The 17918-nt window shown below is 61.3% G+C and carries 15 protein-coding genes and 1 tRNA gene; 8 read left to right on the top strand and 8 right to left on the bottom strand.

All coding sequences use genetic code 11. The features are described from left to right. Positions 1-145: 145 nt before the first annotated feature. Entirely contained in the window at positions 146-1309 is a 1164-nt protein-coding gene (locus QP990_RS00415; protein WP_156900709.1) for a YibE/F family protein, read from the top strand. Between the two features lie 65 nt (positions 1310-1374). On the opposite strand, the gene QP990_RS00410 is transcribed toward QP990_RS00415, so the two are convergent. Together QP990_RS00410 and dcd are read right to left on the bottom strand one after the other, a co-directional pair. Continuing rightward, the gene (locus QP990_RS00410) at positions 1375-2703 is read right to left on the bottom strand and encodes a UDP-glucose/GDP-mannose dehydrogenase family protein (RefSeq protein ID WP_034655559.1); all 1329 of its coding nucleotides are present in this window, start codon (positions 2701-2703) and stop codon (positions 1375-1377) included. A gap of 42 nt (positions 2704-2745) precedes the next feature. Further along, on the bottom strand, positions 2746-3309 hold the full coding sequence (gene dcd, locus QP990_RS00405) for a dCTP deaminase (RefSeq protein ID WP_034656041.1): 564 nt from the start codon (positions 3307-3309) through the stop codon (positions 2746-2748). Positions 3310-3374: 65 nt separating this feature from the next. Here dcd and QP990_RS00400 point away from each other — a divergent pair. Continuing rightward, positions 3375-3448: transfer RNA gene (locus QP990_RS00400), tRNA-Gly, on the top strand. Between the two features lie 22 nt (positions 3449-3470). Here QP990_RS00400 and QP990_RS00395 read toward each other — a convergent pair. The 3 genes from QP990_RS00395 to QP990_RS00385 are packed head-to-tail and all read right to left on the bottom strand — an operon-like array spanning position 3471 to position 6667. Continuing rightward, positions 3471-3770, bottom strand: a complete 300-nt coding sequence (locus QP990_RS00395; RefSeq protein WP_023020041.1) for a hypothetical protein — start codon at positions 3768-3770, stop codon at positions 3471-3473. A 13-nt stretch (positions 3771-3783) separates the two neighbouring features. Beyond that, complete coding sequence (locus QP990_RS00390) at positions 3784-5472, bottom strand: VanW family protein (protein WP_239208211.1); 1689 nt, start codon at positions 5470-5472, stop codon at positions 3784-3786. 34 nt (positions 5473-5506) lie between these two features. Then, positions 5507-6667, bottom strand: coding sequence for a glycoside hydrolase family 3 N-terminal domain-containing protein (locus tag QP990_RS00385; protein ID WP_034656046.1), 1161 nt, complete (start codon positions 6665-6667; stop codon positions 5507-5509). 58 nt (positions 6668-6725) lie between these two features. Here QP990_RS00385 and QP990_RS00380 point away from each other — a divergent pair, with 58 nt between their 5' ends. From QP990_RS00380 to QP990_RS00370, 3 genes are read left to right on the top strand one after another with little or no spacing between them, the layout of a single operon-like run. After that, positions 6726-7232, top strand: a complete 507-nt coding sequence (locus QP990_RS00380; RefSeq protein WP_034655562.1) for a universal stress protein — start codon at positions 6726-6728, stop codon at positions 7230-7232. A gap of 22 nt (positions 7233-7254) precedes the next feature. Next, entirely contained in the window at positions 7255-7452 is a 198-nt protein-coding gene (locus tag QP990_RS00375) for a DUF2613 domain-containing protein (protein ID WP_005325448.1), read from the top strand. 2 nt (positions 7453-7454) lie between these two features. After that, positions 7455-10523 (top strand): alpha-(1->3)-arabinofuranosyltransferase family protein, encoded by a 3069-nt coding sequence (locus QP990_RS00370; RefSeq protein WP_239208210.1) that lies wholly within the window; start codon positions 7455-7457, stop codon positions 10521-10523. On the opposite strand, the gene QP990_RS00365 is transcribed toward QP990_RS00370, so the two are convergent. Then, positions 10444-11604 (bottom strand): acyltransferase, encoded by a 1161-nt coding sequence (locus QP990_RS00365; protein WP_051138308.1) that lies wholly within the window; start codon positions 11602-11604, stop codon positions 10444-10446. The two genes, QP990_RS00370 and QP990_RS00365, sit on opposite strands and share 80 nt — an antisense overlap. Before the next feature lie 9 nt (positions 11605-11613). On the opposite strand from QP990_RS00365, the gene QP990_RS00360 reads away from it, so the two are divergent. Together QP990_RS00360 and QP990_RS00355 are read left to right on the top strand one after the other, a co-directional pair. Then, positions 11614-12771, top strand: a complete 1158-nt coding sequence (locus tag QP990_RS00360) for a DUF3068 domain-containing protein (RefSeq protein WP_023020047.1) — start codon at positions 11614-11616, stop codon at positions 12769-12771. Further along, positions 12761-14179 carry a hypothetical protein gene (locus tag QP990_RS00355; protein ID WP_239208209.1) on the top strand — a complete coding sequence of 473 codons (1419 nt, stop codon included), beginning with the start codon at positions 12761-12763 and terminating at the stop codon, positions 14177-14179. Before QP990_RS00360 ends, QP990_RS00355 begins: the two co-directional genes overlap by 11 nt. Here the strand turns inward: QP990_RS00355 and QP990_RS00350 are convergent. After that, complete coding sequence (locus tag QP990_RS00350) at positions 14094-15203, bottom strand: glycosyltransferase family 4 protein (RefSeq protein WP_023020049.1); 1110 nt, start codon at positions 15201-15203, stop codon at positions 14094-14096. The genes QP990_RS00355 and QP990_RS00350 overlap by 86 nt on opposite strands. Positions 15204-15227: 24 nt before the next feature. Here QP990_RS00350 and QP990_RS00345 point away from each other — a divergent pair, with 24 nt between their 5' ends. Continuing rightward, complete coding sequence (locus tag QP990_RS00345) at positions 15228-15971, top strand: class I SAM-dependent methyltransferase (RefSeq protein WP_023020050.1); 744 nt, start codon at positions 15228-15230, stop codon at positions 15969-15971. A 44-nt stretch (positions 15972-16015) separates the two neighbouring features. Here QP990_RS00345 and QP990_RS00340 read toward each other — a convergent pair whose 3' ends face one another. Next, positions 16016-17839 carry a phosphoenolpyruvate carboxykinase (GTP) gene (locus QP990_RS00340; RefSeq protein ID WP_023020051.1) on the bottom strand — a complete coding sequence of 608 codons (1824 nt, stop codon included), beginning with the start codon at positions 17837-17839 and terminating at the stop codon, positions 16016-16018. Between the last annotated feature and the right edge of the window lie 79 nt (positions 17840-17918).

The raw sequence follows: 17918 nt of genomic DNA, 5'->3' as shown, positions 1-17918 counted from the left end.
CTTCCCCGCCAGTTGCTAATGATAGTAATAATCCATAACAATATGGTGCATGGGAAGACATTCTGCGGCACCTAAGCCTCAGCCGACTCGAAGTTCATGGGGTCGGCTCTCTACTTCGTTAGCTCACCATCCATGGCGGTTAGCCTTGCTCGGCGTGCTCGTCACAGCGCTTATAGCCACCATTGCGGGCATGGCATTGCTGTGGCCTCAGAGTCCAGCTTCCGAGCACACCTCCACCGATTTTCAGCAAACCTATGCCCTCAACCACCCACAGGTCGAGGGCACGGTCGACACGACAGATCACTCTGCGTGCCAATCGGAACTTACTGGACAGGCCTTTGATAAACCGCCGCTCATTCCTGGGTCTGAGGAAGTGCAGTGCGACCGCGCCTTAGTCAATATCACCTCCGGCGAGGACGAAGGACGCATGACCCAATTGGTCACCTACGGCAATGCCGGCGATCCGCAGCTTAAACCGGGCGACAAGATTGTTCTTTCTAAGGCAGATGACCCTTCCGGCGCTGTGTCCTATGCTTTTGCTGATTATCAGCGCACCGGAAGCCTAGCTCTGTGGGCGGTTATCGTCGCCGTCGTCATTATCGCTTTTGCGGCGTGGCATGGCGTACGCGCCCTTATCGGCTTAGCGCTCAGCCTAGGCGTGATCTTTGCGTTCCTCGTCCCCGCTCTTATCGACGCTCATAATCCCCTGTGGTCCGCCCTTGTAGCCTGCTCTGCCATCATTCTGCTGGCCGTTCCTCTCGTCCACGGCATGAATTGGAAATCGGCATCGGCGGTGGGTGGTTCCCTCACCGCTCTCATTCTCGCAGCGGTGCTGGCATGGGCCACTATCGATGGTTCGCAGTTGCAGGGCTACAGTTCTGAGGACAACCTCAAGCTACTTCTTTATATGCCTGATGTATCCATCGTGGGCGTGCTCTTGTGTGGCTTTGTAGTTGGCGCCTTGGGCAGCCTTGCCGACGCCGCCGTGGCCCAAGCATCCACCATTACCGAACTCCACGAAGCGGATCCTGATGCCCGCCCTACACAGCTTTTCCTCTCCGCAATGAAGGTGGGCCGCGACCATATTGCCTCCATGGTCTATACGCTGATTCTCACCTATACCGGCGCGACCTTGCCGCTGCTCATGCTGATTACCGCAGCAGAACGCCCTGCCGGACAGATTTTGAGCAGCGATCTCGTCGCTACTGAGCTGCTGCGTTCTGGAGTGGGCGCGATGGCATTGACCCTCGCGGTTCCCATCACTACGGCCATTGCGGCCTTCACGGTGCCAAAGCGTACAAAAGCTTAAGCCTAAGCGGAAGGCTGAGCCAGCATCGACGCTGCTCAGCCTTTCGTATCTAGGCAGTTGAGAACCTAGAGGGTGCGGCCTAGGGCCTCAACCTTCCAGCCTGCCTGCTGCCAATCCGCGACAGGCAGCACATTGCGGCCGTCGATAATGTGTTTATTGTCCACGAGCTGGCCCGCTTGCTGCGGATCCAATTCCTTGAATTGCTTCCACTCGGTAGCCAAAATCACCAGCTCGGCCTCGCTCAGGGCGTCATCAGTGTCTGCGGCGTAATCCAAGGTGGGGAATACCTTTTTGGCGTTGTCCATACCCTCTGGGTCATAGACGGTTACTGCCGCACCGGCCAAGGACAAGGAACCGGCCACGGAAAGGGCGGGCGAATCGCGCACGTCATCGGAATTTGGCTTAAACGCGCAGCCCAGCACGGTCACGCGGTGACCAAGCAGAGAACCATTGAAGGCTTCCTTGGCAAGGTCTACCACGCGGTCGCGGCGGCGCATATTGATAGCGTCTACCTCGCGCAGGAAGGTCAGCGCCTGGTCGGCGCCAAGTTCGCCGGCGCGGGCCATGAAGGCGCGAATATCCTTGGGCAAGCAACCGCCACCAAAGCCGAGACCGGCGCCTAAGAACTTGCGGCCGATGCGTTCGTCGAGCCCAATGGCGTCGGCAAGCGCGGTCACGTCCGCGCCCGCAATCTCGCAGATTTCGGAGACTGCGTTGATAAAGGAAATCTTGGTGGCTAGAAATGCGTTAGCGGAGACTTTGACCAGCTCCGCGGTCTGCCAGTCCGTGACAATAAATGGGGTGTCTTGCGAGAGCGGCTGGGCATAGACTTCACGCGCGACCTCTTCAGCTCGACTTTCATTGTTGGTTTCACCAACGCCGAGCACGATGCGGTCTGGGGTGATGGTGTCCTTGACGGCATAGCCCTCGCGCAGGAACTCCGGGTTCCAGGCAATTTCCACGGTGGTGCCTTCTGGGGCAAGCTCATTGGCTAGCTCTTGGAGCTCCGCGGCGGTGCCGACCGGGACGGTAGATTTACCGAAGATGATGTGATCGCCCTTGAGTTTGGGCACCAGGTCCGTAATAACGGCCTTAACGTAGGTCATATCCGCTGCATAGGAACCACGGCGCTGCGGAGTACCGACGCCCAAAAAGTGCAGGTTGCCGAACTCGGCTGCTTCTTCGTAGTCCGTGCTGAAATCGAGGCGGCCGGCCTCGATATTGCGCTCCAGAACCTCGGGCAAGCCCGGTTCATAGAATGGAACCTGGCCCGATTTGAGAGCGGAAATCTTATTTTCATCTACGTCCACGCCTAGTACTTCATGGCCGAGCTCGGCCATGCAGGCAGCATGGGTTGCACCCAGGTATCCGGTGCCGATTACAGTCATACGCATAAGGCCTTATCTTAAAGGCCTTATGTGAATACCGGTTTAAGCCTATCGAAAATTCAGGTAAGACTTCGATGGCGTCGGGCCACGCTGGCCTTGGTACTTCGACCCCAGCGAACCCGTGCCATAAGGGCTTTCAGCTGCTGAAGTCATCTTGAAAATCGCCAGCTGCCCCACCTTCATGCCCGGCCACAAGGCAATGGGTAGGTTGGCGGTATTAGAAAGCTCGAGCGTAATGTGACCGGAAAAGCCTGGGTCAATAAAGCCCGCGGTGGAGTGGGTCAACAATCCTAAGCGGCCGAGCGAAGACTTGCCCTCCAAGCGGCCAGCCAAGTTCGCAGGCAGGGTGAACTTTTCCAACGTAGCACCGAGCACGAACTCGCCTGGGTGCAGGATGAAGGACTGATCTTCTTCTACCTCCACCAAGGTGGTGAGATCCGGCATTTCCTCTTTGGGGTCAATATGCGTATACCGCGAGTTATTGAATACGCGGAAATATTTATCCAAGCGCACGTCTACCGAGGAGGGCTGGATAAGCTCGCTGTCGAAGGGCTCGATGCCCAACTCTTCGGCGTCGATGGCGGAACGGATATCACGATCTGAAAGAAGCACGGCCCCAATTCTACTCATGCCGAAGGCCAAGGTGTATAGTAGGCCGGAGCGCATCAACGCGCAGTGCCGACGTAGTTTAATGGTAGAACTGCAGCTTCCCAAGCTGCTAGCGCGGGTTCGATTCCCGTCGTCGGCTCCAATTTTCGGGGGGAATTTTCTTGCTAGTCTGTGGCGCTTAACCACTGGGCAAGTTCTTTTTGTGTCCGCTCTACCCCGCCTGGATAGTGCGCCTCTAGTTCTGCGGCGGCCGGCTTCAAGAATCTCTCCACAAGCTCGGCCATATCACGCTGAGGCACGGTGCCACGGATATTATCCAGCGGGGCACGGAACGTCACTCCAAGGTCAGTCCGGAGCTGATATCCGCGCCAATCTTCGCTGTAAACGCGCAGCTCTGCCCCGCGCAGGTTCGATTCGATAACCACATTGCCAAAGATGAGCGTTGTCAGAGTTCTCTCTTCCATGGCTCCGAGCCTACTAGCCGCAGCGGACGATGGGCTGCGGGTCGTAGACCGTGGTGGTGGTCTCGCGGGAGAGCTCTTTGCCACCGAGGTCCTTGATGATGCGGGTATCAGACGTCGTAAAGCCTGGCGCACCAGAGGAAGGCGAGCAGTCGCTGCCTGGCACAGACATCGGCTGTGGGTCGGTATTGGCCCAGCGGCCATTGTTCACAGACTCAACGTCAACGGTCTTGGTGCCCTTCAAACGCACGGTAATCTTGCCGCCCCCGAAGTCGGTCTCAATGCGGACCGGGGTGTTGAAGGTATTGGTGAACTGCAGGTCGATGGCGCCTTCGTAAACGGTGGCCTCGCGGCCGGCGGGGTAGCGCGAAATATAGTACGAGTGCGGGGTGTGGGCGGTATCTTCCATGCCCGCAAAGTAGGCAGCGTTGTACAAGGTAGTGGCGAATTGGGAGATGCCACCGCCGACGGCGGAACCGGAGTGGCCATCAATAATGATGCCGGATTCCACATAGCCCTGGGCAGTGCCGCGGGGGCCGGTGTAGCCATTGAGGGAGAAGGTCTCGCCGGGGTTGACTACAGCGCCGTTGACCTCTTGGGCCACCAGCTCGATGTTCTTGCCCGAGGCAGCGGAATAGCCCTCGGTTGTGAACTCGCCAACGGTATCGTTAAAGGTCGCCTTCTTGGCGTCTTCGGTGGTGAACTCGGCAGGGTCCGGCTTATAAGTAGCGTCCCACTCGCGGTCGTCACCGGTCACACGCTTGTCAAAGTCCTTCATGGTCGGCTCCCAGTCGATGATTTCGCCATCTTCGGACGGGGTGACCTGCTTGTCGTTGCCGTTGAAGGAAATCTTGGCATTCACACCGGGCACATCGGCGCCCTCAGAGCGCTCCGCCAACAGCTCCTGCGCGCGGTTGGTATCCACGGCGAGCTTGAGCTTGCCGTCCTTCTTTTCAATGCTGGTGAATTGGGAGATTTCCGGCTTATTCAGGGTAGCCGTGACATTATTTTTAGCCTTCAAGGTAATCGGATTATCCAGCGCCTTAGCGGCGTCGCCGGTGCGCATGGCCTCGATGGCCGCATCATTGATGGCCGGTTCTACCTCTTCTGGGTCCACGCCCACGCCCTCGGAATCGAGCCAGTTTTCTGTGACCGCGTTGTGCAAGGAGCCGGCATCCACGGTTTGGCCAAGCTTCGGGTCGGTGACCTTGAGCTCGCCGTTGTTAAGCTCCAACATGCCATCGACAGGGTCGGTGGAAAGGTTTTTCTTCACCCGCTCCAAGGCAGGCTGCAGCTGGGCTTCATCTACGTTGGTCTCTACCGGAATATCCCGGGTGGAACGGAAGAAGCTATACAGGCGGGTGAAAGGGTTGAGGGAAGGCTCCTTAATATTGTCCACGGCCCGCTGGTTATCCAGGGCAAGGCCCGATTCGGAAGGGACGAGTTCTGTGTGAAGGTCACCGGAGGTGACGGAAACGGGTTCGGTCTCTACGCCCGCAAGCTCATCTTCGAGCTTCTCCACGGCGGCAGTGCGATCCATGGCGGAGATGTCCACGCCGTTGACGGAAACGGCGCGCGGAATCTTGTCCTGGTTTGCCGCGACATCCCAGGCATAAGCAATACCCGCGATCAGGACAAGGCCGACAAATACACCGAGCGCGATGAGCCAGCCTTTAGCACCGTTTTTTCCTTCTGCCTTTTTCACGCCTTAAAGGTTAACGGTTTTAGTGGTATTTTTCCTAGTCCTGTGCGGCCTCGGCTGCAACGTCGGCCGGTGGAACGCTGACATGGCGGGCCGCGTCCTCGAGACGCTCGCGCGGCAGGCGCCCCTCGTCCACGGCACCGACAACGGCATCGATTACCGCATTGATATCGCCCTCGGTGGACCACAGGGGCATATCGGCACCGGCATTGAGGGAGGTCACGACGGCGTCGGCAAGCGGGAGCGAATCCGCAATCGCCTTCATGCCACCGATGTCATCGGTATAAATAGGGCCGTCGTACTGCAGGGTCTCGCGAGCCAAGCCATAAGCCTCCGGCAGCATAGAAGCAGGAGTCTGGCCATCGCCCAAACCGGGCACGGCGAGGTGGCCCATCATGAGCGCGGCATTCGGCGCTTGAGGGAGGGCGGTTTTAAAAGGAATGAACTCGTGTCCCTCCAGCTCTTCCAGCGGCGGGGTAACGGCCTCGGCCAGGTGGGTATCGCCAGAAGCACGGCCGTGTCCCGGGAAATGCTTGAATACGGCCTTGACCCCAGCGGAATCCAACCCGCGGGCAAAGGCGGCGCCGTATTCACCCGCCTGTGCGGGGTCGGTGGAAAAGGACCGATCGCCCACCACCTCTAGGCCATTGCCATCGACGTCGAGCACCGGCGCAAAGTCCACGTTGATGCCATGAGCCTTGAGGCTCGTGCCAATCTCGTGGGCCAGCTGTTCCACCTCTTGCGGGGAACGCTCGGCTGCCATTTGTTGCGGTGCGGGATACTCGCCCAAGATCTCTGAGAAACGCTGCACGCGCCCGCCTTCAAAATCGATGGAGACTTCAAAGTCGCGGCCTACCTCTTGGCGCAGGGCATTAATATCGCGGCCCTCTTCCTGCAGCAGGTTGGGATCCGCCCAGCTGGGAATAAAGATTCCGCCCACGCCAGCATCCAGTTTGGCCTTAGCATCGTCGTAATTGGTGACCGGGGGCATCAACACAGAGGCGGCCATGGCGCGGATGTCCTGCTGCGGGGCTGCTTCCTGCGAAGTCTCTTCTTGCGTCTCTTGCGTCGCGGCCGGTGAGCTCGATGCCGCTGGGGTTGTGGAGTCCTGACTCTCGGCGTCCTCCTGAGGGGAGGTGGAGCAGGCGCCCAAGGCCGTCACGAGGGCAAGGCTGGCGAGAATGCGCGGAGTTTTCATGCCTTCCAGTGTGCAATATTCCTCGCCTTCTGTCTGAAACGGTGGGTAGACTAGCCACATGAGTAACGGCGAGACAATGCTAATTGCCTACGATGGCACCGAACGAGCCGGCCGCGCCCTCGAGCACGCGGCCCAGCTGCTGCGGCCCACCACGGTGGAAATCCTCACCGCTTGGGAACCCGTAGCCCGGCAGACCGCCCGCGCCGTCAGCCGCACTGGAATGCACCAGTCCACCGTCTCCCCGGACGGCGTCGAAGAGGATCCGGCCTACGAGGAAGCGTTGAAAATCTGCCGCCAGGGCATCGAACTAGCCGAAAGCCTGGGCTTGGCTGGCCGCGCCCACTTGGTGGAATCCGCCACCACTATTTCCTCCGCCATCATTGATGCAGCACACGAGCTGGACGTGGATGTCATCGTGACCGGCACCCGCGCCCTGACAGGTTTCCGCGCCTGGTGGACCAACTCCACCGCCGATCAGATTGTGCGCAATGCCGGCCTTCCCGTCTTTATCGTGCCGCAGGAAAACGAGGAAGACGCGGACGATGATGAGGCAGAATACTTCTAAATAGCTGCTAGTATTTTTAGCCATGGCTCTGGAAACCGATTCTTTGAACAAGCGCACCCTTGGCCCCGCCATCGGTAGCGCTGTTGTGGGCATCGCGCTCGGCGTCATCACCATCATCGGCATCGCGCAGTTCTCCGGCACCGATACCGTGCCAGAAGGCAATGCGGTTTCTGCTTCCGATGCGGTTTTGGGCGGCCCTGAGTACGGATCCCGCAACTAGGTGTGCGTACCCTCCGCGGGCGGCTTGCCCGCCCCTACCCGCTGGGGATCTTTGCCCTAGCGCTCATCCTCCTCGTGCAGCCGTGGGGGCTGACAGCTGCCGATACCAAGCATGATCTGGCCGCCAATCCGCTGCATTTTCTCCGCGGGGCACTGAGCGCCTATACGGATACCTTTACCCTGGGACAACTACAAAATCAGGCCTATGGCTATCTTTTTCCCCAAGGGCCCTTCTTCGTTTTAACCCAGCCACTGCCCGATTGGCTGGCCCAGCGCCTGTGGTGGCTGGTGGTCTTAAGCGTTGGCTTCATCGGCTTTCATAAGCTCGCCTGCAAGGTAGGCCTGCGCGGCGGGTGGGTCTGGGTGGCGGCGATGCTCTACGCGCTTTCCCCTCGCGCGCTTTCTACCCTGACCGCCATTTCTTCCGAGACCTGGCCGGTCATGCTCGCCCCCTGGGTCATCCTGCCCTTCCTCAATGCCAAGCTCACGTGGCGCGACGCCGCCGCAGCCACCATCCCCGTAGCGCTCATGGGTGCGGTCAATGCCACCGCCACCATCGCCGCCTGCACCCCGGCCGCGGTAATTGTGCTCTACCGCCGCGCATTCAAACCCGGCGCGGCCTGGCTTCTAGGGTGCCTAACAGTATCGGCCTGGTGGATCGGCCCGCTTATCGTACTTGGCCGCTACGCCCCGCCGTTTACGGAATTCATCGAATCCGCTCGCGTGACCACGCGCTGGCTCAACCTGCCAGAAATCCTGCGCGGGACCACGAGCTGGACACCGTTTGTAGATACCGAGCGCGTGGCGGGCAATGCACTGGCTACCGAATCCTTCTTCGTGCTGGTCACCATGGGCATCGCGGCCGTGGGCATCTACGGGCTCACCAAACTGCCGCGTGTGTGGGCCGTTGTCCTAGTGGTGGGCATCGCGGTGCTGGGCTGCCAGGCGGGGTGGTACCTCGATGCTCTCGATGGCCCGCTGGCCGCGCTGCGCAACCTGCATAAATTCGATCCGCTGGTGCGCATCCCGCTGCTTTTAGGCGTCGCGCGCGCCTGCGCGCACCTGCCGCTACCGCACAGCTTGCGGCCTACCAAGAAGCAGACGGTAGGCGCGCTCACGCTACTGCTGTGCATCGCGGTCATCTCCCCGGCATGGTCACAGCGCTTGCTGCCACTGGGGGCGTATAAGGAGGTTCCCTCCTACTGGCACGAGGCCACGGACTTTATCAATACCCATGCCGCCGATACCCGCACCCTTATCTACCCAGAGGCGTCTTTTGCCCGGCAGACCTGGGGGTGGACGCGCGATGAGCCGGCCCAGCCGCTGCTCGATGTCCCTTGGGCCGTGCGCGATGCCATTCCGCTCGTGCCACCAGAGGCCATCCGCGGGCTCGACGGCGTCATGGCCGCACTGAAGGAGGACCCAGCCACCGGCGTGCGCTCCCTTCAGCGCCTGGGCATCGGCGCGGTCATGGTGCGCCACGATCTCTTCACCGGTGAGGACGAGGCCCTAGCCAGTAAATTTGGCGGCGAGGTCCACCGCTTCGGCGAGGTCGATGTCATCTTGCTCAACCACGCCGGCATGTCCTTAGGGCCCACAGACCCAGTCCGCGTGGCCGGCGGCGGGGAAGCCTTGGCGCTTCTCGACGCCCACCATGGCCCCACCACCCGCCAGCTCGTCGATCGCGACGCCGATATCGTCACCGATACCCCGACGCTCACGGACCGCAACTACGGCACCCTCGACGGCCCCATCTCCGCGCCCCTGGCTTCAGACGACCCCAGCCACGTAAATAACCGCCTGCGCGATTATCCCTCCGCGGGGCCTCTTAGCCAGGTCGAGACTCACGGCGGTTCCGTGGCGGTTTCTTCCTCTGCGGCCGATGCCACGGCCTTCGGTGGCGCCCAACCGCACAAGTCCGCCACGGCCGCGGTGGATGGGGAAAATTCCACCGCGTGGTGGCCCGCGCCGGGCGATGACTCCGGGTGGATTGAGCTGCGCGGTCATTTCACCCAACCGCGCCTAAAGCTCATGGCCACCAGCGCCACCACGGTTACGGTGCGCTCCGGCAGCGCCGCAGTAGACGTGGACTTACAGCCCTTCCGCTCACAGGAGGTACGCGTTCCCGGCGGCGATACCGAGGCCATTCGCGTGGAGCTGTCTCACCGCACCGGCATCGCGGAACTAGGGGTAGAGGGCCAGCCGGTCGAGCGCGTAGTGACCGTGCCGGATACCTCCCCCGATGTGCACCAATTCTTCTTCCAGCAGATGCTGCAAGATACCGGTGTGCTCATCCGCGACTTCACGGCGCCGCGCCCCATGCGGGTAAAGGTAGATTCCACCAAGCCGGTGCTTATCGACGCCCACCGCTACTCCCCCGGCGATTCCCTCACCCTGAGCCCCGGCACGCACCGTGTGCGCACCACTGGACCGTGGGTGAGCCTTCGCGAGGTGGGCTGGCGCCCGCCGGAGCCCTCGGAGCCCACTGGATACTCGATTAAAGCCAGCGAGGAAGACCGCCTCTTGGTCACCGGACGCGCCTTTAATAAGGGCCTGCGCGGGTATTTGGACAATGAAGAGCTCACCCCGCGCGAGATCGACGCCGCCACCCAGGCTTTTGTCATTCCGGCCGGCCGTTCCGGCGACTTCCATATGTCCTTCACCGCCCAGCCGGTTTATCGCGCCACCCTCCTCTTGGGAGGCTCCTTGGGATTGCTGACGCTCGGCCTGTGCCTCCTGGCGGCCGCGCGCCGCCCGTCCCAGCCCGCCTGGCACGCACCGCGTGGGGGCGCTGCCTCAGCCGCCGTGGCACTTGGTGCACTGGCCCTTACCGGCTGGCCGGCGGCAGTGGCGGCCGTGGCTGCGTGGTTGGTAGTGCGCTGGACCACCATCCCGCGCGCCTATCTCGCCCCCGGCGTAGTCGCTGCGGCCGGAGCCATCCTCGCCCGCGCACCGTGGACGTCTGGTTCCTATGCGGGTGATTCGCTCTTGCCTAGCTGCTTGTGTGCCGCGGGCGTGGCCTGTCTTTTCGCCGCCGACCGAGGAGAAGATCCCGGCCGGGACGCTCGATGAGCGTATAGCTAGCGGCCGAAACCACCACGGTGCCCACCACAGTCACGGCCAGAATGACCCAAAAGTCCAGGGGTTTCCCGCTAAAAAGCGGCACCCCGGTAAGGGGAAAGGCCAGGCCCAAGATAGCCACATGCCACAAGAAGATGGAATAGGACCATGTACCCAGTGCCTGCATGAGTGGGCTGGTCAGCCAAGATTTCTCCCGCGGAGCTAGAGCCACCGGTACCACCACGACTGCGGCAAAGGCCGCTCCCGCCATGATCCGGCGGGAAAATTCCGCGGGTTCGGGATGGATAAGCCCCTGCGGCCCAAACCACTCGCGACTGGCACCCCACAGCACCACCGCCGCCGCAAGCCACCACGCCCAGCGCGGCCGCAGTACCCGCTGCACTCGCCGACTGATGCCGGCTTCTTCGAATTCGGCGGCCAGCATTCCCACGGCAAACCACGAGGCATACGCGGGCGGCCAGATCTGCGAGTTGACCTGGTCCTTGGCGTAATCGGCTACAAAGGGCACGAATCCCCACGCCCAGCTGAGCACTCCTGCCAAGATAATGGCGGCAATGCGCCAGCGCCGCGGCAGCGTTCCAAGCAGCCACACCAGCACAGGCAAGAAGAGATAAAAGAAGAACTCCACGCACAGCGACCACAGATGGGTAAGACCTGGGGCCAACCCGTCGACCACATAAATTTGCGTGGAAGTCAGGTTGCTCAGCAATTGGGTGAGGGTGAGTGAGTGGGCGTCGGGAAGCAGGAGCATCACCGCCACCACGCAGGCATAATAGGCCGGCAACAGACGTGCCACGCGCGAGCGCGCATAGCCGGCTAAGCTGTGCAAGCCGCGGCGGCGCCACAAGAGGAACGCGCTGAGTGCAAAGAAAACGGCGACGAAAAAATCGAAGCGCCCGGCAAACCCCCACCCAGTTCCGGTCTGAAAAGACACGTGGGTGACAATGATTCCAAGGGAGGCGACCGCGCGTAGACCGTCTAGCTCCGGCAGATGCTGGGGTACGCTTTTCACAGATGCCTGCGGCTGCACGCTTGCTCCTAACCCCGGATCGACCTGAAACTGATTGGACATATTACTGCAATGAAACGCTACCTTTGGCCACGCTCGCCACTGGCGTGGGTTGTCATTGCCGCCGTCATTTTCTTAGTGCTGGGCACTGTGGTGCCACCGCTATATAACAATCAGACTCGGCCCCTCGCCTTCGACCAAAACATCAACACCGTGACCGCTCCCTCTGCCGGCGTGTGGATGGATGCGCCCGCCTTTATCGCCGGCGCCAAGGCCACAGGCGATAGCAAGAATCCGCAGTGCCAAGAAAAGAAGGCACCCATCTGGTGCTACCTGCACCATGACCTGCTCACCATCGAGCGCAACACCACGACCGCTGAGGTGGCAGAAGACGATGCGCTCGCTCACTCTGATTCTTTATCGCGCCTGCTCGCCGGAGAGACTCCGCTCGCCCAAATCACCGAGCACTCTGTGTTGAACCGAGAATCCACCTACCCGGTGGCTGCCCCTAAGGATAAATGGGAATTCCTCCTGCCGGCAGTGGATACGGGAATGGCCCGCACAGATTTCGAACGAGATGGCATCAACTACTTTTTCCCCTCCGGGACCGAGCAGCGCTCCTATCCCTTTTTCGATCTGGCCTCACAATCCTCCACGGCGGTGGACTTCACCACTACGGAAAAGCTAGATGGTATCCCTACCTATTCCTTCCACCACGATATTCAGCCCATTTCCCTGGCCGATATGCGCAGAAACATCACCACCGAGGCGGTCGATTCCGGCAGCGGCGAAAAGCAGCTGGCCGCTAAGGACTTCCGCATCTCTGGTCCGGCGAAGCGGTTCTATGACGAAGACTCGCGCAAGCTCCTCGGCCTAGATCCCACTGACCGGGTCACGGTGGAACCTTTTTATACCGTCGGCCGGGATATCTCCGTGGAACCCACCACCGGCACCATGGTGGATCTGCGGGAAAATATCAAGATTTTCTTCGCTGCCGACGAACAGCAAGCCGGCACCATGGTGGCCAATAACGATACGGAGGATCGCTCCATCTTCGCTGCCGATATGCGCTGGTCCGATGACACTCGCGCGGAGCGCCTCGACGAGGTGCGTCCGGTCATTCGCACCATTCGTGCCTTGATGGTCGTCGGCTGGGCGGGCAAAGCCATCGGCGTCGGCCTATTGCTCTGTGCTGCCTATATGTACATGCGCCGCCACCGTGAAGGCTAAGCGTCTTTTACTCCTCGCCTGGGGCTTCATCCTCGTTGCCGCGGTGTGCTGGCCCTTCGCCCTGCCCGGTGAGTTCCTGTGGCGCGATATGGCGCTGCTTGGCCATCCGGCGCTTTCCCCTTCGGCTTTCGGCGGCGGCAGTTTGCCTGCCCGCAATGCCCCGCAAGACGGCTTCTTGGCTGTAGTAGGCGGCGCGTGGGCGGCGCGGGTGCTCATTTTTGCCGCCGCCGCGTCCTCCGCGCTCACCGCGGCGCGCTGGGCGCGCTCCACAGCCTCCGCGGTGAGCGCGATGGGGGTGGCGGTGGCCAATCCTTTCGTTATCGAGCGCCTCCTGCAGGGTCAGTGGTCCCTTGCGGTGGCCGCGTGGCTGCTACCGGTCATCGCGTGGGCAGGAAAACAGCGCAGCTGGGTGGCGTGGCTGGCTATGTGGGGTGCTTCATTTACCCCTACGGGTGGACTCTTTGCCGTGGTGACCGCGGCGGTGACCTGCCGCAAGCGGGTAGCACTTGGCGGCGTGGTCTTGTGCTTGCCGTGGGCCATTCCGGGCATGTTCTATCCCGCTGCGCCCGGCGATACCGCTGCGGCGGTGGCTGCGTTTGCCCCGCGAGCCGAAGAGCACGTCGGCACCGGGGGCGCGCTGCTGCGCTTGGGCGGCATCTGGAATGCACAAGCAGCCATCGGGTTTGCGATATGCGGTGTCATCGTGGCGATCATCGCCCTGCTCGGGGCGTGGCGGGTTCCCGTTCGGCTGAGCATACTGGCAGCTATTGGTCTTGGCGGGGCGATGTTTTTCTGGCTGGTTCCCGGCGCGTTGGTGTGGTTCATCGATCACGTTCCAGGGGCGGCGCTACTGCGCGATAGCGGAAAGCTGACCATGCTGGCATTGCCGCTTTATGTGGCCTCGCTGGGTGCGCTGCCGAACCTGCCGGCGGCACTAGCCACCGTGGCCGCGGCCGTGCAGCTGATTCCGGTTCCGGGGCGGCTAGGGGTGCTCACGCCGCGGGATACGGGGGTAGATAAGCAGCTGGTGCGCGAGATTGACGGCCGGGTGGCTTTCTTTCCAGAGCGCGCCAACCTTGTAGAGGTGCCTGGCGGTGTGGCGGTAGATCCCTATTCCAAGGCGCTGGCCATGGTGGAATCCGGGGAATTGAGCGTGGACGGGACCGTGGTGGATCAGGCTTCGCCGCAGTATCGGGCGGCGCTGCGCGCGTGGGAGGTACACGATATGAAGCAGCTGGCCCGGATCGGTGTCGGCGTCGTTGTCGTAGACGGTGCTATAGCCGCGGAGACGGACGCACCACGGCCACAGGTTCCATGGGCGTTTACGGCGTTGTGGATGGCTTGTCCGCTACTAGCCCTTGCAGCAATTCCGCGAATTGCTCGCCGGTCTTCTCCCACGAGAAGCTAGCGGCAAAATCGCGCGCGTTGGAGCCGAGGGTGCGGCGTAAGGGGGCGTCAGCAAGCAGCTGCTTGGTGGCCGCCACGAAGTCTTCCTCGCGCTCTACCAGGATGCCGGTCTCACCGTTAATAACACTGTCACGCAGGCCAAACGTATAGCCAACAGTGGGGACCCCATGTTGGGCTGCCTCCATTACTGCCAAGCCCCACCCCTCTTTGCGGGAGGGCATAAGCAGGGCATCGGCACGGGCGAGCAAGGCATGCTTATAGTCCTCGGTTACCTGACCGCGAAAGCGCACGCGATCGCTGACACCATGCTCCTCGGCATAGGCACGCAGGTTAGCCTCCCACCAACCGGAGCCTATGACATCCAGGACCGCGCCCGGGGTCTGCGCCACAGTATCCATGGCATGCTCAATCTGCTTATGCGGCACCAGGCGCGAGAGCGTTACCAAGTGCACGTCGGCCTCTCGTTCCAGGGAAGGCACATGGTCCGGAACCGGGTCCAGACCATTGGCAATGATGTGCGCACCCTTAATTCCCAGTGCCTCTAGATCCTCGCGGGAAGCCTCAGAAACGGTGACATAAGGAGCCCCGCGATACACACGCGGAGCCACCCGGGACTCAAGGAACCAGCCGAGGCGGCCCAGGAGGGGACCTGCCACCGGCCACTGCTCGCGATGGCAATGGTGGGTAAGCAGCACCGTCGGCGCCCCAGATACCAAGCGGGCGAAGAAAGGAATGCCGTTTTGGGTATCGATTACCGCATCCACGCCGCGCAGGTCACCCAGCCCCAAACGGCCGGCCAGCATCGCGGCCCACGCGCGTGGATATACGCCAAACTTGGCGCCGCCGCGGCTGTAGCGCACACCGTCGCGCACCTCCCGGCGCGCGGCATTCATGTGCTTGGAGGTGCGAAAAACCACCTCGTGGCCCTGCGCCGCGAGGTATTCGCCCACGCGCTCCAAGTAACGCTCCGAGCCCCCGCCTTGCGGGTGGGTGGAATCGCGCCAGCATAGTAAAAGAATCTTCATTGTGAGGTATTAGCCTAGTGGGTTATGAGACATACCCGTGAGATGGCCACGCTGCGTCGCTCCTTGCAGCTGTTGCGTTCCTTTCGCTTTGAGCAGACGCACCCCGAGATTTTCTACGGTGGGCTAGCGGAAGATACGGCCGCACTGGTAGATAACCTCGGCCGCGACCTGGGCGTGCAGCTTCCCGGGGCGAGGGTACTCGATGTGGGCGGCGGACCGGGCTATTTTGCGGATGCTTTTGCCCGGCGCGGGGCCCACTATGTGGGACTAGAGCCAGATGCCGGCGAAATGTCTGCGGCTGGCATCCACTTGAGCAACTCGGTGCGCGGGGACGGCACCAACCTTCCCTTTGCCGATGACTCTTTTGACGTGGTCTATTCCTCCAACGTGGCTGAGCACATCCCCAATCCTTGGGATATGGGCGAGGAGATGCTGCGCGTGACCCGCCCGGGTGGCCTGACTATCCTGAGCTATACGGTGTGGCTAGGCCCCTTTGGCGGCCACGAGACCGGCTTGTGGGAGCACTATGTGGGCGGCGAGTTTGCCCGCGATCGCTACACCCGCCGCCACGGTCACCCGCCCAAGAATGTCTTTGGCACTTCGCTTTTCGACGTCCCCTGTTCCGCCGGCCTCCACTGGGCACAGCGCACCGGCGCGCTCAAACTCGCCTTCCCCCGTTACCACCCTAGCTGGGCTTGGTGGCTAACTCGCGTGCCAGGTGTGCGGGAATTCGCGGTTTCTAATCTGACGTTGGTGCTGCAAAAATAGCACCCAGCAACAGTGCTGTCGCTGGGTGCTATTGAACTTAGAGCTTAAGAGGCGTTCTCTACGCGCTCCTTTAGAGCGTGGAACTGGTCCCACACCTCAGATGGCACGCGGGAGCCTAGGAAGTTGAGATAGCTGGCGTTATCCTGCATATCGCCTTCCCAGTCCTCTGGGTTGACGGCGAGAGCAGCGCGCACATCCTCGATATCAAAGTCGATGCCCTCGAGGTCGATGTCCTCGGCGCGAGCGGTGTGGCCTACGACGGTCTCCTCAGCCTCAACATTGCCCTCGATGCGGTCAATGATCCACTTGAGTACTCGGGAGTTCTCGCCGAAGCCCGGCCACAGGAAGCGGCCGTCGTCGCCGCGGCGGAACCAGTTAACTAGGAAGATAGACGGCATGCGGTCGCCGCCCTTTTCACCCATGTCAATCCAGTGCTGCAGGTAGTCGCCGGCGTTGTAGCCCATGAACGGAAGCATGGCCATCGGGTCGTGGCGCAGGGTGCCGACGCTGCCCTCTGCGGCAGCGGTCTGGCCGGAAGCCAGCAGGGCACCGATCATGGTGCCGTGGTTCCAGTCAAAGGCCTGGGTTACCAGCGGAACGGTGGTCTTGCGGCGGCCGCCGAAGAGGATGGCGTCGATCTTCACGCCCTGCCAATCGTCGTACTCCGGAGCGGCGCTCGGGCACTGGGAAATCGGGACGCAGTAACGAGAGTTCGGGTGCGCAGCCTTAGTGGAGGAAGACGGAGTCCAGTCCTGACCGGTCCAGTCGATGAGGTGCTCTGGTGTCTCCTTGGACATCTCCTCCCACCAGACATCGCCGTCGTCGGTAAGCGCAACGTTGGTGAAAATGGTGTTACCCGGCTCCATGGTCCGCATGGCAATCGGGTTGGAGTCGTAGTTGGTGCCAGGAGCCACGCCGAAGAAGCCGTTTTCCGGGTTTACGGCGTAGAGACCGTCTTCGCGCAGGTGTAGCCACGCAATGTCATCGCCGACGACCTCAGCCTTCCAGCCCGGAATGGTTGGGGTAATCATGGCCAGGTTGGTCTTGCCACAAGCCGAAGGGAAGGCGGCTGCAACGTGGTACTTCTTGCCTTCTGGGTTGGTCAGCTTCAAGATGAGCATGTGCTCGGCCATCCAGCCCTCTTCCTTGGCCATAACGGAAGCGATGCGCAGCGCGTAGCACTTCTTAGCCAGGATGGCGTTGCCGCCGTAGCCAGAACCGTAGGACCAAATTTCCTTAGTTTCAGGGAACTGGGTGATGTACTTGGTGTCATTGCATGGCCATGCCACGTCTTCCTCACCCGGCTCCAGCGGGGCACCCACGGAGTGCAGGGCGTGGACAAAGTTGCCGTCAGCACCGATTTTCTCCAGGGCTTCAGCACCCATACGGGTCATGATGCGCATGGAGAGCACAACATAGGCGGAGTCAGTCAGCTGCACGCCCAACTTCGGCTCCGGATCGCTAATCGGGCCCATACAGAAGGGAACCACGTACATGGTGCGACCCTTCATGGAACCACGGAAAGCTTCCGTCATCTCTTCCTTCATTGCCGCAGGCGGAGCCCAGTTATTGGTAGGGCCGGCGCCATCTTCGTGCTCGGTACAGATGAAGGTGCGGGATTCCACACGTGCGACGTCGGAAGGGTTGGAACGAGCCAAGTAGGAGTTAGGTCGCTTTTCCTCGTTCAACTTGATAAGCGTGCCTTTTTCCACCAGCTCGCCGGCCAAACGGTCAGCCTCGTCCTGGGAGCCGTCTACAAAGACCACCTGGTCCGGCTGGAAAAGCTCAACATTTTCGCTAATCCAGCCGATAAGCTTTTCATTTTTAGTCGGCAGCTCTCCGACGAGCCCTGGGATAGTGGCGGTCATTAGTAATTCTCCTGAGGGTGGGTGTGAAAATTGGAGCGAAAAGCCCCAACTGTGCCTTCCACCTCAAGATTAACGTGCT

The organism is Corynebacterium sp. MSK071 (assembly GCF_030232125.1).
Taxonomy (GTDB): domain Bacteria; phylum Actinomycetota; class Actinomycetes; order Mycobacteriales; family Mycobacteriaceae; genus Corynebacterium; species Corynebacterium kefirresidentii.
The sequence above is the reverse complement of the archived record's forward strand: the minus strand, read 5'-3'. Positions and strand labels throughout refer to the sequence as shown.

What these genes read in the sequence shown, in the direction of transcription:
- QP990_RS00410 (WP_034655559.1), bottom strand. Translation starts at nt 2,703, where the DNA reads ATGCGTATGACTGTAATCGGCACCGGATACCTGGGTGCAACCCATGCT.
- QP990_RS00395 (WP_023020041.1), bottom strand. Translation starts at nt 3,770, where the DNA reads ATGGAAGAGAGAACTCTGACAACGCTCATCTTTGGCAATGTGGTTATC.
- QP990_RS00385 (WP_034656046.1), bottom strand. Translation starts at nt 6,667, where the DNA reads ATGAAAACTCCGCGCATTCTCGCCAGCCTTGCCCTCGTGACGGCCTTG.
- QP990_RS00380 (WP_034655562.1), top strand. Translation starts at nt 6,726, where the DNA reads ATGAGTAACGGCGAGACAATGCTAATTGCCTACGATGGCACCGAACGA.
- QP990_RS00375 (WP_005325448.1), top strand. Translation starts at nt 7,255, where the DNA reads ATGGCTCTGGAAACCGATTCTTTGAACAAGCGCACCCTTGGCCCCGCC.
- QP990_RS00365 (WP_051138308.1), bottom strand. Translation starts at nt 11,604, where the DNA reads ATGTCCAATCAGTTTCAGGTCGATCCGGGGTTAGGAGCAAGCGTGCAG.
- QP990_RS00360 (WP_023020047.1), top strand. Translation starts at nt 11,614, where the DNA reads ATGAAACGCTACCTTTGGCCACGCTCGCCACTGGCGTGGGTTGTCATT.
- QP990_RS00350 (WP_023020049.1), bottom strand. Translation starts at nt 15,203, where the DNA reads ATGAAGATTCTTTTACTATGCTGGCGCGATTCCACCCACCCGCAAGGC.
- QP990_RS00345 (WP_023020050.1), top strand. Translation starts at nt 15,228, where the DNA reads ATGAGACATACCCGTGAGATGGCCACGCTGCGTCGCTCCTTGCAGCTG.
- QP990_RS00340 (WP_023020051.1), bottom strand. Translation starts at nt 17,839, where the DNA reads ATGACCGCCACTATCCCAGGGCTCGTCGGAGAGCTGCCGACTAAAAAT.